This window comes from Mesorhizobium sp. AD1-1 (assembly GCF_020164655.1).
GTDB lineage: Bacteria > Pseudomonadota > Alphaproteobacteria > Rhizobiales > Rhizobiaceae > Mesorhizobium > Mesorhizobium ciceri.
Genome location: NZ_JAIUGP010000005.1, coordinates 97,728 through 114,187, shown reverse-complemented (window position 1 = coordinate 114,187; position 16,460 = coordinate 97,728). Strand labels below are relative to the sequence as shown.

The following is a 16,460-nucleotide window of genomic DNA, read 5'->3' as shown; positions in this document are numbered from 1 at the left end:
GCCTTGCAGATCGCCGATGTCGTGAAGCGCGCCTATGCGATGCCGCTGACCAACCCCTCCTTTCCGCCCGGGCCGTACCGTTTCTTCAACCGCGAATACGTCATCATCACCTACCGCACGACGCGCGAGGCGCTAGAGGCTGTCGTGCCGGAGCCGCTGGAGATCGACGAGCCGCTGGTCAAATACGAATTCATCCGCATGCCTGACTCGACCGGTTTCGGCGACTACACCGAGACCGGCCAGGTCATCCCGGTGCGCTACAAGGGCCAGCACGGCGCCTACGTCCATTCGATGTATCTCGACGACGACGCGCCGATCGCCGGCGGCCGCGAACTGTGGGGCTTTCCCAAGAAGCTTGCCAATCCCAAGATCGTGCATGAAGGCGAGGTCATCGTCGGCACGCTGCACTATGGCAGCGTTCTGTGCGCCACCGGCACGATGGGCTACAAGCACAAGAAAGCCGATCACGGCTCTGTCCTCGCTTCGCTGGCCGCGCCCAATTTCCTGATCAAGATCGTCCCGCATGTCGACGGCACGCCGCGCATCTGCGAACTGGTCCGCTACCACCTCACCGACATCACGCTGAAGGAAGCCTGGACAGCGCCCGCCGCACTCGATTTGCGGCCGCACGTCATGGCCGACGTGGCGCGGCTGCCGGTGCTCGACATCGTATCCGCCGTCCACTTCACCGCCGACCTGACGCTTGGGCTGGGCGAAGTGGTTCACGATTATCTCGCCGACCGCACCTGAGCTGCACAAGCCTTTCAGAGCCCAAACAGAAGTCGGAGACCAAAGCCGTGCTCGAACGCAATCGCAACAAGGAGGCCACCGCCACCATCGCGGAGATCTCGGCGCAGTATGACCGCGTCGCGCTGGTGTTTCAGGGAGGCGGCGCGCTCGGCGCCTACCAGGCTGGGGTGTACCAGGCATTGGCAGAGGCCGGCTGCGAGCCGAGCTGGCTTTCCGGCGTGTCGATCGGCGCCATCAATGCGGCGATCATCGCCGGCAATGAATCGAGCCGCCGGCTGCAGCGCCTCGAGCAATTCTGGCAGACGATTTCGGGTCGCAAGATCTGGGCCTATACGCCGGAAGGCGACATCTACCGTGATATCCGCAATCGCACCAGTTCGTGGATGACCATGGTCATGGGGCAGCCGGGCTTCTTCAAGCCGCGCAATCCTAACCCCTGGATGGAGCAGCCCGGCGCCGAGGGCGCCACCAGCTTCTACGACACGGCCGAGCTGAAGGAGACGCTGCAAAGCCTGATCGATTTCGACATCCTCAACGACGGCAAGAAGCGGTTGAGCGTCGGCGCGGTCAACGTCCGGACCGGCAACTTCGTCTATTTCGACACCGACAAGGTCCGCATCGAACCGGAGCACATCATGGCCAGCGGCGCGCTGCCGCCGGCGTTCCCGTCGATCCGCATCGAAGGCGAATATTACTGGGACGGCGGCATCGTCTCCAACACGCCGCTGCAATATCTGCTCGACCAGGAAGAGGACCGTTCCTCGCTGGTTTTCCAGGTCGACCTGTTCAGCGCGCGAGGCGTCCTGCCGCGCAGCATGCCGGACGTGCTGTCGCGCCACAAGGACATCATGTATTCGAGCCGCACACGGCAAAACACTGACAATTTCAAACGCATCCACGGTCTCAAGATGCGCCTGCTCGATGCACTGAAACGGGTGCCGAAGGAGTTGCGGACGCCGGCCGAGGAAGCGCTGATCGAGGACTATTCGGACGCCGGCACCGTCAACATCGTGCACCTGATCTATCAGCACAAGGGCTATGAGGGTCACGCCAAGGACTATGAGTTCTCAGGCACCTCGATGCGCGAGCATTGGGAGACAGGGTTGGAGGACACGCAGCGCACCTTGCGCCATCGTGAGTGGCTGACGATGCCGACCAATGTCGACGGTGTGGCCATCCATGACCTGCATCGCGAAGACCCGACGTAGCCAGGCCGGTTATGCCCAACGGTTCAGCGTGTTGGCCAGGATTCGTTTGAACGGCCATCGCCGACGCTCGAGATTGGCCGACGCCTCCAAACTTCGTCATCCCTGGGCGAAGCAGGAGCGAAGCTCCGTCGCGGAGACCCTGGGATCCATGCCGTGACCTTTGCCACGGAGTGCAGCGGAGCAGAATTCTGCACCGCGGCAACGCTCAGGAGTCGCGGCATGGATCCTATGGTCTGCGCCGCGTCGCTTCGCTCCCTGCTCCGCCACAGGATGACGAAGCGAAAGGCGTTTCGGCCAATTTCCTAGGCATGTTCCACGTCAACAGAAACGAATACGTCTTCGCCCCTTGAACGCAGTGCTCACTTAAAGAAAAAAGCAGCGCCGGTCACCCGGCGCTGCCTTTTGTTCGGAAGCTTACGCTCGGCTCAGAACACCTGGCGGAAGATGATGAACAGCACGAAAGCCAGCGTGATCGAGCACGGCAGCGTCAGCACCCAGGCAAGCAGCAGATTGCGCACCGTCGCCCATTGCAGCCCCGAACCGTTCGCCGCCATCGTTCCGGCAACGCCCGACGACAGCACATGAGTCGTCGACACCGGCAGTCCCAGCCGATCGGCCATGCCGATGGTCACCATCGCCACGAGTTCGGCCGCCGCACCCTGGCCGTAGGTCAGATGGCTCTTGCCGATCTTCTCGCCGACCGTGACGACGATGCGTTTCCAGCCGACCATGGTGCCGAGGCCGAGCGCCAGCGCGACGGCGACCTTCACCCAGATCGGGATGAACTTCGTCGCGTTGTCGACGGCCTTGTGATAGTCGGTGACCGCTTTCAGATCGGCCGCCTCCATCGGCAGCAGCTGCTTCTTGTCGATCAGCTTGAGCGCTTCGCCGATCAAATAGATGTCGTTGCGGGCGTTGCTGACCAGATCGGTCGGCACCGTCTCGACCGAGGCATAGGGCTGCAGGCCAGCCGTCGTGTTGTGGATGTAGGTCTGCAGCGCAACCGTCGTCTGGTCGCTCCATGTCCTGGTGCGCACGGCATCCTGGACGGCGGCCTTGGCATCGGTGACGGTGACGCCGGGCTTGGCATATTTGCCCAGCGCCGTTTCGACGCTGACCGAAGCGGACTTGTAGGCTTCGAGATAGTTGATGTCGGGGGTGCGGTTCAGCGCATACGCCGTCGGCACGACGCCGATCAGGATCAGCATGATCAGGCCCATGCCCTTCTGTCCGTCATTGGAGCCGTGCGCAAAGCTGACGCCGGTGCAGGTGAAGATGAGCAGGCCACGGATCCACCATGGCGGCGGCGTGTTGCCCTTCGGCGCCTCGTAGAGCGCCGGATTGCGCACCAGCAGCTTCATTACATAGAGCAGGATCGCCGCGGCGAAGAAGCCGATGATCGGCGACACCAGCAGGGTGACGCCGACATTGGTCGCCTGCGACCAGTCGACGCCGCTGGTGGCGCTGCCGGCGGGCGCCATGAACTGGTTGGCAAGGCCGACGCCGATGATCGAACCGACCATCGTGTGCGAGCTCGACGCCGGCAGTCCGAGGAACCAGGTGCCGAGATTCCACAGGATCGCCGCCACAAGCAGCGCGAACACCATGGCGAAGCCCGAGGACGAGCCGACCTGCAGGATCAACTCGACCGGCAGCAGCGACAGGATGCCGAAGGCGACCGCGCCGCTGGAGGTGAGAACCCCGAGGAAATTGAAGGCGCCCGACCACATGACGGCGAATTCGGCCGGCATCGAGCGCGTGTAGATGACCGTCGCCACCGCATTGGCGGTGTCATGGAAGCCGTTGACGAACTCGAAGCCGAGCGCGATCAGCAAGGCGATGCCAAGCAGGATCCACGGCACGGTCTTGGCCACCGCAAGATCCTGGCTGAGCGCGTAGCCGACATAGGCGATGCCGACGAGCACCAGCACGCCGAAGGCCGGCAGGAACCACTTCGCGCTGCCCGATTGATCCAGCGGATGATCCGGTCTCGGAATGCCCGCCTCGCTAGAAACTATGTCCACCATGTCCCACTCCAGATGCATTGCAGCAAAGAACTGGGAAGACGCTATGTCCGCACGATGAACCCTGTGTGACGCCGGCGAACGCCGCGTTCACGAACAGGCCTGCCGAAAAGCGGGTGGGCGGCGCCTATTTGGCAATCTCGAGCAGCGACGATACCAACAACTGGCGCTCGTCTTTCGACAGGACATCCGAATCGAAGAGGTTCATGCTGCGCAATCCCTCGATGGCGAGATAGCAGATCAACAGCGATTTGAGATCCGGCGTCTCGCCCTTCAGCCGCTCGAAAAGCTGCCGCTTGAAGGTCTTTATCGGCATCATGAAATCGGGATCCTCGGCGATGGCCGAGAAGATCCAGGACGCCGACGGCTGCTTTTCCTCGCAATCATTGGCCGACAGCCTGATGTAGACGGCCAGGGGATTTTCGTCCTTGTCATTTGTGCTGGCGGCTTCCAGCGCGTGCTCGAACTCGCGCAGATAGCCTTCGACCAAACCTTGCATCAATTTGGCCTTGGTCGGGAAATTGTAGAGGAGCCCTCCCTTCGACACGCCGGCACGGCTGGCGACGGCATCCAGCGACAGGCTGCCTGGTCCGGATTCCCGGGCAACATCAGCCGCCGCGGCGAGAATCTTCTCGCGCGAATTCGGTCTTTGGGCTCTCATGGTGCCTCCCATCGCAAGCTTAGGCCCAATTGACAAGACCGTCCAGACGGTACAGGAAGACCGCCATTATTTGAAATCGGGACCCGCAGTCGGTATGTGTCCCGATATCCGCGCTTCGCGCCGGATTTCGACTGAGGGGACTTCCTTGTTCAAGCGCATACTCCGTATCTTTATCATTGTTCTGGTTCTGGCCCTGCTCGTCGTCGTGGTCGGCGGCATCGTCGGCTTCAACTTCCTGCGCGACAACGGCATCAAGCAGTACTTCGCATCGATGAAGCCGCCGGCGGCAACCGTTTCGACGACCATCGCCAAGCCTTCGGCCTGGACGCCAGGCGTCGAGGCGATCGGCACGGTCAAGGCGGTGCGCGGTGTCGACCTGACGGTCGAGACTACCGGTATCGTCAAGGACATCCTTTTCCATGCCAACCAGAAGGTGGCGGACAATGCGGTTCTGCTGCAACTCGATGACGCCGTCGAGCGCGCCGACCTCGACGCACAGAAGGCGCAGGCCGCGCTAGACCAGACCTCACTTGCCCGCGCCATCGAACTGACCAGGCGTGGCGTTGGCTCCGACTCGACGCTGGACACGGCGCGTGCGGCGGCCTCGGCCTCGGCATCCCAAGTCACCAAGCTGCAGGCCGTGCTCGACCAGAAGCAGCTGACGGCGCCTTTCGGCGGCACGGTGGGTATCCCGAAGATCGATGTCGGCCAGTATCTGGCGCCCGGCACCGCCGTGGTGACATTGCAGGACCTCGACACGATGCGGGTCGATTTCACGGTTCCCGAACAGCAACTCGCCTTGCTCAAGATCGGCCAGACGATTCGATTGGGCTTTGGCGGCGAGGACAGGCCATTCGCAGGCGCCATTCGTGGCATAGACCCGAAGATCGACTCGTCCAGCCGGCTGGTGAACATCCGGGCGGAAGTCGCCAATCCCGATGGCAAGCTGACCCCCGGCCAGTTCGTGCAGGTGCGTGTCGAACTGCCCGAAGAGCAGAACGTGCTGACCCTGCCGCAGACGGCGCTGACGACAAGTCTCTATGGCGACTACATCTTCGTGGTGCAGCCAGCCAGGCCCGCCGAGACAGCGCCAACTGCCAAGCCGGAGGAAAAACCCGCTGCGCCGGCAGCCGACAAATCGGCTGACGCCAAGCCTGGGGACACCAAGCCGGCGGCGGAAGGTGACAAGCCCGCGCTCGTGCTGTCGCAGGTGTTCGTCAAGCCCGGCCGCCGCAATCAAGGCATGGTCGAGATCGTCGAGGGGCTGAAGGCCGGCGACGAGGTCGTCACCGCCGGTCAGAACCGCCTCTTCAACGGCATGTCCGTCGTTGTGGACAACACCATCGACCCGACCAAATCGGCGAACAAGCAGGCCGACCAGCAATGAGCTTTTCAGATCTCTTCATTCGCCGGCCTGTTCTTTCGACGGTCCTTGCTTGCATGATCCTGCTCCTGGGTTTCCAGGGCATCTTCAATCTGTCGATCCGGCAGTATCCGAAGGTCGATGAAACGGCCATCACGATCACCACGGCCTATCCAGGCGCCAGCGCCGATCTGATCCAGGGCTTCATTTCCGCCCCGATCGCCCGCGCCGTCGCGTCGACCGAAAACATCGACTACGTCACCTCGTCCAGCCGCCCGTCCTCCAGCACCGTGACGGTGCAGATGAAGCTCGGCTCGAACCCCGACGTCGCGCTGACCGAAGTTCTGTCCAAGGTCCAGGGCGTGCGCGGCACTTTGCCGGACGCGTCGAAGGACCCTGTCATTGTCAAGGGCACCGGCCAGCAGTTCGCGATGATGTACATCTCGATGCAGAATCCGAACATGACGAAGGAGCAGCTGACGGAGTATATCGAGCGCGTCATCAGACCGCGCATGTCGACGGTCGAAGGCGTCGCCGACGTGCAGATCTTCGGCGCCCAGGAATACTCGATGCGCGTCTGGATCGATCCGGTCAAACTTGCGGCGCGCGGCGTGACCGCCTCCGAACTGCTGACGGCGATCAACAATTCCAACTTCCTGTCGGCGCCCGGCAACACCCAGAACGAGTATGTCGTCTCCTCGATCACCGTGCGCTCGACATTGCAGACGCCGGAGGCATTCGCCGAGCTGCCGCTGCGCTCGACCGACGGCAATGTAGTGCGGTTGCGCGACGTGGCTCGCGTCGAACTCGCCGCCGAGAACACCGACACCAGGGTCTCGTTCAACGGTAAGCCAGGCACCTTCCTCGCCATCTTCCCGACGCCGGCGGCCAATCCGCTGACCACGGCGGCTGCGCTCACCAAGCTGGTGCCGCAGATTCAGGAGACACTGCCGAAAGGCATGACGATCGAGGTCGTCTACGACGCGACCGGGCAGATCAGCGCCTCGATTGAAGAGGTGTTCAAGACCATCGGCGAGGCGGTTGCCATCGTCGTCGTCGTCATCCTTCTGTTCCTTGGCTCCTTCCGGTCGGTGATGATGCCGATCATCACCATCCCGTTGTCGCTGATCGGCGTCTGCTTCCTTTTGTTCGCGGTTGGCTACTCGATCAACCTTCTGTCGCTGCTGGCCATGGTGCTGGCGATCGGCCTGGTCGTCGACGACGCCATCGTGGTGGTGGAGAACATCCACCGTCACATGGAAGAAGATCACATGTCGCCGATGCAGGCTGCGTTCAGCGGTATGCGCGAAATCGCATCAGCCATCGTTGCCATGACCATGACGCTGGCCGCCGTGTTCGCACCGCTGGCATTTACCGGCGGCCTGACCGGCGCGCTGTTCCGTGAATTCGCGGTCACGCTCGCCGGCTCGGTGGTGCTGTCGGGTGTCATCGCCATCACCATCACCCCGATGATGTCGGCACGCCTCTTGAAGTCCGGCACGCCGGGCCGTTTCCAGCGCATTGTCGACGGCACCTTCGCGCGCGTCGAGCATGTCTATGAACGCGCCGTCACCGGATCGCTGAACTATCGCCCGTTGACGTTGATCATCGTGCTTGCGCTTGTCGGCGTCACCGGCTTCATGTTCACCAAGACCTCGAGCGAACTTGCGCCGGAAGAGGACCAGGGCTTTCTGCTCTCGATTGTGACGGCGCCGCGTTATGCGACGTCCGATTACACCGAGACATACGTCAACCAGATCCTCGGCCTGGTGAAGGATATTCCCGAAACACGGGCGCAGTTCTCGGCCGTCGCCTTCGGCGGCACGACAAACAGCGCCTTCGTCGGCTATGCCTTCAAGGACTGGGCGGAACGCAAGCGCAATTCGAAGGAACTGCAGGCTGACATTACGGCCCGTATCGCCAAAGTGGCCGGTGTCGAGGCCTTCGTCTTCGCACCGCCGACGCTGCCGGGCTCCGGCGGCGGCCTGCCCATTTCCATGGTGGTGCGATCAACCGGCGCTTCCTCGGAAGTGTACGAGGTGGCCGAGCAGATCAAGAACAAGGCGCAGGCCTCCGGCCGCTTCATCGTCGTGCAGAATTCGATGGCCTATGACGCACCGGAGGTGACGGTGACCATCGACCGCGACCGCGCCGCCGCGCTGAACCTGCCGATCGCCGATATCGGCCGCACGCTGACCTTGCTGGTCGGCGGCGCCGAAGTGGCGCAGTTCGACCGCGATTCCAACAGCTACGACATCATCCCGCAGGTGCCGCAGGAGTTCCGCGACGACCCCGACAAGCTCGGCGAATACTTCGTGCGCAGCGTGACCGGCGAGATGGTGCCGCTATCGGCGGTGGTCAAGATTTCGACCAATGCGGCGCCGGCGGCAATCGAGCAGTTCAACCAGCTGAATTCGTCGACGATTTCGGCGCTTCCGCTGCCCGGCGTCACCACCGGCGACGGGCTGAAGGCGCTGGAGGACATCGCCAAGGAGAGCCTGCCCGACACGTTCTTCATCGATTATTCCGGTCAATCGCGACAGGAAAAGGAACAGGGCAACACCATCCTGATCGCTTTCGCGGCCGCAGTTGTTGTCATCTATCTGGTGCTGGCGGCGCAGTTTGAAAGTTTCCGTGACCCGCTGATCATCATGATGGCGGTGCCGTTGTCGATCTTCGGCGCGATCGTGCCGCTCAATCTGGGCCTCGGCACGCTCAACATCTACACGCAGGTCGGCCTGATCACACTGATCGGTCTGATAACCAAGCACGGCATCCTGCTGGTCGAGTTCGCCAACCAGCAGCGTGAAAAGCATGGCATGCGGCGGCGCGATGCCATCATCGCCTCGGCCAAGGTGCGCCTGCGGCCGATCCTGATGACGACGGCGGCGATGGCGCTCGGCGTTGTGCCGCTGATCACGTCCAGCGGCGCTGGTGCCGCGGCCCGCTATTCGATGGGCCTGGTCATCTTCACCGGCATCCTGGTCGGCACCATGTTCACGCTCTTCGTCGTGCCCATGTTCTACACCTTCATCGCCAGCAAGGACCTGCCTCATCTGGCGGAGAAGCCGGACCCCAAGCTGATGCCGGCACTGCCGAGCTAGGACGGTCGAGGGAGTCCCGCCCAGAAATGCGCGGGGCAAATCGATGGAAACAAAAGAAAAGAGGCCGGGAAATTCCCGGCCTCTTTTCTTTTTGGCTGGGCTCGATACCGCCGGTTTGAACTGTACGCAATACCGCAGCGTTTCCGGAGGGAGCTTTGAGGCGCGGCAGCATGCTGCCACGCCACCGTTTCCAGCCTGCTACTTGACGATGACGATGCTGGTGTTGGTCGCCCCGAAGGTTTCGACGAGCTGGTAGAAATCGGCGGCGTTGTCGGGGTGCAGCCGCACGCAGCCATGCGAAGCCGGCTGGCCGAGGCGCTTGATCGCATAGGTCGCGTGCACCGCATAGCCGCCGCTGAAGAAGACCGAGTGCGGCATCGGGGCGTTGTCGTATTTCTTCGAATACCACATTTCATGCATGCGGGTCGGCTTGAACGAGCCGGTCGGCGTCACATGGGCCCGGTCGCCGGTGGAGACTTTCCAGGCGAAGGTCGGCCGGCCGTCGACGGTGACTTCCATGATCTGCTGCGAAAGCGAAACGCGCGCCACGATCTTGTTGGCGGCATGCGCGGCGCCCGAGCCGAACAGCAGTGCGGCACCGGTCAGCGCGGCGGCGGCGATGTTGATGAGCTTGGCGGAAATGGCGGTATGCATGAAGAAAATCCCCTCTCTCTGCCGGTCCAGCCGGCTCCAATTCGATGGCTGCTTATCCCAACGTCATGTTTCGGAGAGATTTCGCAAAATGCTCATTTGTGTTTCGAATCTGTTTCCACTGGTTAACAAACGCCAACCCCATTAGAGCCGTCGGTGGCCCGCCAGCGAGACCCTAGCAAGACCAAGGTCAGGAACATGGGTATCCGTCGCTAAACGAAAGTGCGAATTAGCAGTATTCGAAAGGACCGCCGCAGATCTCGAAACCGAACTGCAACAAAGCGAGGTTTCAAGCGGCATGATCCGGATACGGGCCGCAAGCAAAGTTGACGCAACGAAAACAGCCGGTAACGAACATGGGAACGAAATCGAACGCGCTGTCCTGGCTTTTCAGGATCAGCATCGCGGCAGCGGTCATCGGCGGCGTCGGCACGGTTGCCGGCACCCCGCTGACAAGCCTCGGCGCGATGACTTCAGGCGAGATTTCGACCCTGCACGCCGCACTGTTTTTCGCCACGGTCTGGATTGTTTCCAGCCTGCGCATCGCCCGGCTAAAGGCCCTCTGGCGGGTCGGCCTTAGGCTGACGGGTTTGCGCGGCGCCTCCGGCAACTTGCTGCCGAGAGGACCGAAGGCCCGCGCCGAGACGGGGGGTTCCGTGGGCGGCGCGGGCGCTTCGGGGGTATCCTGAAGCGACCCGCAACAAACCATTTTGGGGAATTGGTACGATGAAAACGAAATTTGCCGCTTCGGTGCTTTCCGCACTGCTTTACGCCCAGGGCCTGCTCGGCTTTGCCGGCCTTGCCACCGTGCTGCTCAGGGACCGCGCCCACGCTGGCGAGCTGACCATGGGCAGTGACATGCCGGTGGGTCCATCGCTTCTGCTGGTACGCTGAGCGCCAAGAGCGTCGGGGCCGGAGATGGAAAATCCGATGCCCGAAACCAGAGACTGCGTCAGTGCCCGGCAATCAGTCCGCGAATTGCCGCGGCGGATCGAACCGGTAGCCGGCGCCGCGTATGGTGGTGATGGTTTCGGTGTCGAGTTTGCGGCGCAGCCGCACGATGCGCGAATCGATCGAGCGATCGAAGGCATCGGCGTTTTCGGCAGGCGCCGCGGCGATGATGTCGTCGCGCGTCAAAACCTTGCGCGGACTGGCCAGGAACAGCCTGAGCAGCGCCACCTGACCGGGCGAAAGCTGTTCCTCCGTGCCGGAGCGATGCATGACCATCGCCGATCTCAGATCGACGGTCGCGTTCTCCAGCACGATCAGTTCCTGGGTGCCCCTGCCGCGGCGCGAAAGCAGGCCGCCGACACGGGCGGCCAGTTCACGGACATTGAGCGGGCTCTCGACGACGTCGGCCGCACCAAGCTCCAGCGCCAGCACCTTGTCGACAAGATCGGCCGGGCGGCAGATCAGAATGAAATCCGGTCCGCCCTCACCGCCTCCTCCTTGGCCGCCATAACGTCTGAGCAGGTCTCGCCCCTCCGCCTGGCTGAGGCTGTCGCCGACGACGACGACGTCGATGCCCTTTCCCGACAGCAGCGATTCGGCCTCCCAGGGCTGGCGTGCCTGATGCACGTCATGGCCGCGCCGTTCAAGATGGTCGGCGAGTTCGGTCGCGACCACTTCGGCTACCGAAACGAGCGCAATGACGGATCGTGCGGCCATGTTTTCCAACCGTTCCCTGGCAACCCCGATATGAGTGCTGGACATGATGTTTATACCCAATCTACTTTCCACTGAAAGTGGGAGCGAAAGCATCGTGCGGGCAAGAATTGTCATCGTCGAGGATGAGCCCGACCTGAGGGACGCTGTCGCCGAATACCTTGGCGCCGCCGGATATGACGTGGCCACCGCTGAAAGTGCGGCCGCCGCGCGCAGCCTCGTTGAAACGCAGTCGTTTCATCTTGCCATTCTCGACATCGCCATGCCCGGCGAGGACGGCCTCTCGCTTGGCCGCTGGCTGCGTTCGAAACTGCCGATCGGCATCATCTATGCGACCGCGGCCGGCACCGCGCTCGACCGCATTGTCGGGCTGGAACTCGGTGCCGACGACTACATCGTCAAGCCTTACGAATTGCGCGAGGTGCTGGCCAGGGTGCGCAGCGTGTTGCGCCGGGTTCCCCAGCCCAAAGAGCTGCAGGACAAGAGGGCCGGGGCGGATCGCCGTTCCGTTGCCTTCGGCCCCTTCCAGGCCGATCTCGACGGCAGGCTGGTCACCGGCGCCAATGGCGTGGTGATCGACATGGCCAAGAGCGAGTTCGACGTGCTGGAGATTTTCCTCACCCGCGCCAACCGGCTGCTGACCCGCGCCGCTATCTCCGAGGCGATCGGTTTCACCGAAGATCCGGAATCGTCACGCGCGGTCGACATTCGCATCATGCGGCTGCGCAAAAAGATCGAGGCCGATCCCGCCAATCCGAAATTCCTGCGCACGGTGCGCGGCGAGGGCTATATCTTCTCGCTGCCGGCCGGCGACGGCAACTGAGCACCGGGCCAGAAGGATGTGGTTGCTCGCCGGCCGAATTGGCGCGACTCCGGAATGACAGCACAAGATGATCGCTGAAGCAGCAAGCACCGATATGCAAGGGTTCCGGCAGGGCGCGGCGATGGCGGCCGTGCGCGTCGTTCGCCGGCTGCGCGAGGCCGGCGACTGGCAGCGCGAGATGGACGGCATACTGGAAACGCTCTGCCGGGCCATGGATTGCCAGCGCGGCATCCTGTTTCGCTTGCGCGAACTGCCCGGCCAGGGCTTCGCCCAATCCGTCGCCGCCTACTGGATCGACCCTCTTTTCGGCGGCGAACTGGCATCACCGACCGTCATCATGCAATCGATCGTCAATTCCGACCCGCTGCTGGAGCGGCTTGCCGAGGACGAGAGGCAAGGCAAGATCTTCGCCGGTCATACGCGCGACCTCGAAGGCTTCCTGAGGACCGATTTCGAGAAGCAGAACATCAAATCGTTCCTCTCGGTCTCGGTCTTCGCGCACGGCCATCTCTGGGGCACGCTGGCGGTCAATGACTGCATCAACGAGCGTGCATGGACCGACGAGGAAGAGGCGACGCTGCACATCATCGCGCTGGCCATCGGCGACGCCATAGAGCGCTCGCCCTCCGACGCCCACGCCAGCGAGGTCATTCGCCGCACCATGCTGCAGGCCTCGCTCGACGCCATTGTCGTCATCGACGAGACCGGCTCGATCATCGAATTCAATCCGGCCGCCGAGAAGATGTTCGGCTTCCAGCGCAGCGACATCCTCGGCAAGGACCTGCTCGATACGATCGTGCCGATCTACTACCGCAAGGGCTATGCCTCAGGAGCCGAATACATGTCCGGCCGCGGCGCGCCGATGGTCGGCCAGCGGCTCGAGACGGTGACCCAGAATGCCGCCGGCGAAGTGTTCCCGATCGAGCTGACGGCCACCGAGATGCGGGTTGCCGACCGCCGCCTGATCTTCGGCTCCATCCGCGACCTGCGCGACAAATTGCGCGCCGAGGAGGAAATCGGCCGGCAACGCGAGAAGCTGCACCAGAACGAGAAGATGGCGGCGATGGGTTCGTTGCTGGCCGGTGTGTCGCACGAGCTCAACAACCCGCTGGCCGTGGTTGTGGCGCAATCGACGCTGCTGCACGAATTCGCCTCCGATCCGCAAACCAAGGTGCGCGCCGAAAAGGTCCGCGCGGCCGCCGAGCGCTGCGGCCGCATCGTCAAGAGCTTCCTGTCGATGGTCCGCCTCCATCCCGCGGCACAAGCCGAGACCGACCTCAACCAGGTGATCCGGGCGGCACTTGAAGTGACCGCCTATGGCGCGCGCTCAAGCGGCATCATCATCGACACCGATTTCGCCGCAGGCCCGCTGCTGGCCATGGCCGACGCCGACCATGTGACGCAGGTGGCGGCCAATTTCCTCATCAACAGCCAGCACGCTTTGGCTGGCATTGCCGGCGACCGGCTGATCAAGGTGCGGACGTTCCGCAGCGACCGGGATCATCCCTGCTTCTCGGTCGAGGACAATGGGCCCGGCGTGCCGGAAGCGATCCGCGGCCGCATCTTCGAATCCTATTTCACCACCAAGCCGGTCGGCGTCGGCACCGGCATCGGCCTGTCGATCTCGAAATCGATCATCGAGCGGCACAATGGCAATGTCTGGTTCGAGGAAGTGCTCCCGAGAGGCGCGCGTTTCGTCGTCCAGCTGCCGGCCATCGTGGCCGGCCTCGCCACCGCCGGCGACAACCAGCCGCGATCGAGCGGCCTGCGCCATGCCTTGATCGTCGACGACGAGCCGGATGTCGCCGGGTCACTCTCCGACATCCTCGAACTGATGGGCATCAAGTCGCGGATCGTGCCGGTCTGGGAATCGGCCGCCGCCACCTTGAGCGGCCATATGCCGCCGGACATCGTTTTTTCGGACCTGCGCATGCCCGGCGTCAGCGGCATATCGATCTATCGTGAGCTGCTCGCCGAAAAGCCCGATTTGGCGCGGCGTTTCGTGCTGGTCACCGGAGACCTGATCGGTGCCAAAGCCGAAATCGAAGCCTTGCCGGCGCAGCAGCGACCGCAGATTCTGGAAAAGCCGTTCAGCACGCTGGATGTGCGCAGCGTGCTCTCCGCCATCGCCGAACAGGCGGCCTTGAAAGGATAAAAAAGAGGCTCCCGGGGGCGGGAGCCAAAAGGAGCGCACTGGAGGGCGCTCGGGGAGGTCAGAGCATGATCCACAAAACGGGAACGGTTTTCGGGACCATGCTTCGACGGAAATCAGAAAATATTCGGCGTGCCGGTCAACGGCGCGGCATTGGCGATCATGCGGATCGCGCGGCTTTTGTGTGTTCCGGACTGTTCGGCGATGGCGCGCAGGCAATCCATGCTCTCGGCACCCCAGGCCTGGCCCTTGCAGGCGAAGTCGGTCACCGGCACCGGCAGACGCGCGGTCCTGGTCGTCGTCTGCGCGCCGTCGATGAGATTGGCCGGCGGATTCAACGAAGCGAAGGCCGGCCCGATTGTCGGCGTGAACGCCATGCCGACGAAGGCGCAAGCAGCCAGCACCATGAACATCGCCATGGGGTGGTCGCTGGCCCGCTGGCGCAGCGCCAGTTTCGGACGGCGGTCATTGCGCTCTGGAGCCTGAAGGCGGCTCTCGCCGCGGATCGTCTGGATTTTCGCATGCATTACCTTCCCCTTCGCTGAGTTTCTTTTGGCGGTGAAATGAACTTATCCGCGCTTTGTAACGGTGATGGGGTGGCGAAGGGTTGGCACTGTAACGAATTCGAAACAGCATTTCGGGCGAAGTCGGGCAAAATCGGGCATGGCTTTGACGGCGCCGAGGGCTCGAGGCGCAACTTGACCGATCTTACCGAACAGTCTTTCGAAAAGATCAGGCTCAGCCCGGAGCTTGAAGCTCGGCAATGATCTTGTGCGCGGCGATGCGCCCGGCAATGATGGCGCCCTCGACATACCCCGGAAACGATGGCGAGAGTTCTGAAGAGGCGAGATACACCGGCGGTGCGCCGGCAAGGATCGTTCGCTCGGCGTCTGTCGCTGTAACATCGACAATAAGATCGCTGTACGCGCCGCCGCTCCAGCGATCTCCTGTCCAGTCACGCAAACTGAAATCGATGACGTCACCGGCATCCGGACCAAGGGCTGCCTCCAGCCGGCCGGTCACCTCCGCACGCAGTTCCGCCTCGCCGAGGTCGCGCCAACGCAGCGCGAGCGAGCCGCCGGCGAACACGACGAGCGCCGCATGCTCCGCATCCTTGCCGGCGTCGCAGGCAAACAGCCCCGGCGGCTCGAGCCACATCACCATGCCGCTCAAATCCCGCGGCCGCCAAAACGGTTTGGCATAGCGCACCAGGATCTTGATAGCCGCGCCGCTTTCCCAGGCGCCGAGCGCCCGCCCCAGTCCGGCCGGCAAAGCGGGGGCAATGGCGAGCTCCGTCACCGTCGCCGGCGGGACGGCCACCAGAACCGTGCGCGCCTCGACGGCACCCCCGGCCGAAACGACAAGAACACCTTGCGAACTGTGCTCGATGCGCGTGACCGGCTCGCTTAGCCGCAACTGATCGCCAAGGTCGCGGGCCAGATCGTCGGCCAGCGAATGCATGGTTTCGCGCACGAAATATTGCAGTTCCGTCACCTCGTTGGTGACCCGCCGGTCATTGTCGATCAAATACCAGAGAGGAATCTGGTCCAGCGCCATGCACCAGAGACCTTCGATCATCGAACGGAAAGCCATCCTTGCATCTGCCGAATCGTGCTGGCAGGCAAGCCAGTCGGCGACGGTCAGTCCGGCAATCGAGGCATCGTCCGGATCGATCCCGTTCATGCGCTCGCGGATCGCCATCGCGGCATGATAGGTCCGCTCTGCTCGTTGTGTGGACATCGTCGGCTGGGTGATGAAGTCGCCATCGACATAGGTTTCAACCAGCGTCTTGCCGCGCGCCTCGACCATGGCCATCAATTCCGGCATGTCCTCGCACAGGAACTGGCCGCCACTATCGATGCGTTCGCCAAGTCCGTTCAGTCGGGACTCGACGCGTCCGCCGACGCGGTCGCGTGCTTCGAGCAGGATGAAATCGATGCCGGCCTTCTTCATCTCAAGCGCCGCCGACAGGCCGGTGAAACCCGCACCGACGATGACGACATCGGTTCGCTCGAATTCGCCGCCCTCATCCGTGAAGGTCTTCAGCATTGCCGGCTAT

At 62.9% G+C, this 16,460-nt stretch carries 14 protein-coding genes; 8 read left to right on the top strand and 6 right to left on the bottom strand.

What is annotated here, in order from left to right:
- Positions 1-3 precede the first annotated feature (3 nt).
- The gene (locus tag LB519_RS12150; protein WP_063169133.1) at positions 4-750 is read left to right on the top strand and encodes an acetoacetate decarboxylase; all 747 of its coding nucleotides are present in this window, start codon (positions 4-6) and stop codon (positions 748-750) included.
- A 47-nt stretch (positions 751-797) separates the two neighbouring features.
- Complete coding sequence (locus LB519_RS12145; RefSeq protein WP_024503027.1) at positions 798-1,958, top strand: patatin-like phospholipase family protein; 1,161 nt, start codon at positions 798-800, stop codon at positions 1,956-1,958.
- A gap of 425 nt (positions 1,959-2,383) precedes the next feature.
- Here the strand turns inward: LB519_RS12145 and LB519_RS12140 are convergent, their stop codons facing one another.
- On the bottom strand, positions 2,384-3,985 hold the full coding sequence (locus tag LB519_RS12140; protein WP_024503026.1) for an inorganic phosphate transporter: 1,602 nt from the start codon (positions 3,983-3,985) through the stop codon (positions 2,384-2,386).
- Between the two features lie 124 nt (positions 3,986-4,109).
- Entirely contained in the window at positions 4,110-4,643 is a 534-nt protein-coding gene (locus LB519_RS12135; RefSeq protein WP_024503025.1) for a TetR/AcrR family transcriptional regulator, read from the bottom strand.
- A 145-nt stretch (positions 4,644-4,788) separates the two neighbouring features.
- On the opposite strand from LB519_RS12135, the gene LB519_RS12130 reads away from it, so the two are divergent.
- Together LB519_RS12130 and LB519_RS12125 are read left to right on the top strand one after the other, a co-directional pair.
- Positions 4,789-6,030: an efflux RND transporter periplasmic adaptor subunit gene (locus LB519_RS12130; protein ID WP_224620136.1), complete on the top strand. Its 1,242-nt coding sequence runs from the start codon at positions 4,789-4,791 to the stop codon at positions 6,028-6,030.
- The gene (locus tag LB519_RS12125) at positions 6,027-9,110 is read left to right on the top strand and encodes an efflux RND transporter permease subunit (protein WP_013529306.1); all 3,084 of its coding nucleotides are present in this window, start codon (positions 6,027-6,029) and stop codon (positions 9,108-9,110) included. The genes LB519_RS12130 and LB519_RS12125 overlap by 4 nt, the downstream gene beginning before the upstream one ends.
- A 198-nt stretch (positions 9,111-9,308) precedes the next feature.
- Here LB519_RS12125 and LB519_RS12120 read toward each other — a convergent pair whose 3' ends face one another.
- A complete protein-coding gene (locus LB519_RS12120) occupies positions 9,309-9,764 on the bottom strand; it encodes a L,D-transpeptidase (protein WP_224620135.1) in 456 nt (151 codons plus the stop codon).
- Between the two features lie 353 nt (positions 9,765-10,117).
- Here LB519_RS12120 and LB519_RS12115 point away from each other — a divergent pair, with 353 nt between their 5' ends.
- Complete coding sequence (locus LB519_RS12115) at positions 10,118-10,450, top strand: hypothetical protein (protein WP_024503024.1); 333 nt, start codon at positions 10,118-10,120, stop codon at positions 10,448-10,450.
- A gap of 37 nt (positions 10,451-10,487) precedes the next feature.
- The gene (locus LB519_RS12110) at positions 10,488-10,655 is read left to right on the top strand and encodes a hypothetical protein (RefSeq protein ID WP_013529303.1); all 168 of its coding nucleotides are present in this window, start codon (positions 10,488-10,490) and stop codon (positions 10,653-10,655) included.
- A gap of 72 nt (positions 10,656-10,727) precedes the next feature.
- On the opposite strand, the gene LB519_RS12105 is transcribed toward LB519_RS12110, so the two are convergent.
- Entirely contained in the window at positions 10,728-11,429 is a 702-nt protein-coding gene (locus LB519_RS12105; RefSeq protein ID WP_013529302.1) for a response regulator transcription factor, read from the bottom strand.
- Positions 11,430-11,475: 46 nt separating this feature from the next.
- On the opposite strand from LB519_RS12105, the gene LB519_RS12100 reads away from it, so the two are divergent.
- Both LB519_RS12100 and LB519_RS12095 read left to right on the top strand, forming a co-directional pair.
- On the top strand, positions 11,476-12,249 hold the full coding sequence (locus LB519_RS12100; RefSeq protein WP_174299078.1) for a response regulator transcription factor: 774 nt from the start codon (positions 11,476-11,478) through the stop codon (positions 12,247-12,249).
- 67 nt (positions 12,250-12,316) lie between these two features.
- Positions 12,317-14,404 carry an ATP-binding protein gene (locus LB519_RS12095; protein ID WP_224620134.1) on the top strand — a complete coding sequence of 696 codons (2,088 nt, stop codon included), beginning with the start codon at positions 12,317-12,319 and terminating at the stop codon, positions 14,402-14,404.
- Positions 14,405-14,517: 113 nt separating this feature from the next.
- On the opposite strand, the gene LB519_RS12090 is transcribed toward LB519_RS12095, so the two are convergent.
- Together LB519_RS12090 and LB519_RS12085 are read right to left on the bottom strand one after the other, a co-directional pair.
- Positions 14,518-14,928, bottom strand: coding sequence for a hypothetical protein (locus LB519_RS12090; protein WP_024503021.1), 411 nt, complete (start codon positions 14,926-14,928; stop codon positions 14,518-14,520).
- Between the two features lie 211 nt (positions 14,929-15,139).
- The gene (locus LB519_RS12085) at positions 15,140-16,450 is read right to left on the bottom strand and encodes a flavin monoamine oxidase family protein (protein WP_224620133.1); all 1,311 of its coding nucleotides are present in this window, start codon (positions 16,448-16,450) and stop codon (positions 15,140-15,142) included.
- Between the last annotated feature and the right edge of the window lie 10 nt (positions 16,451-16,460).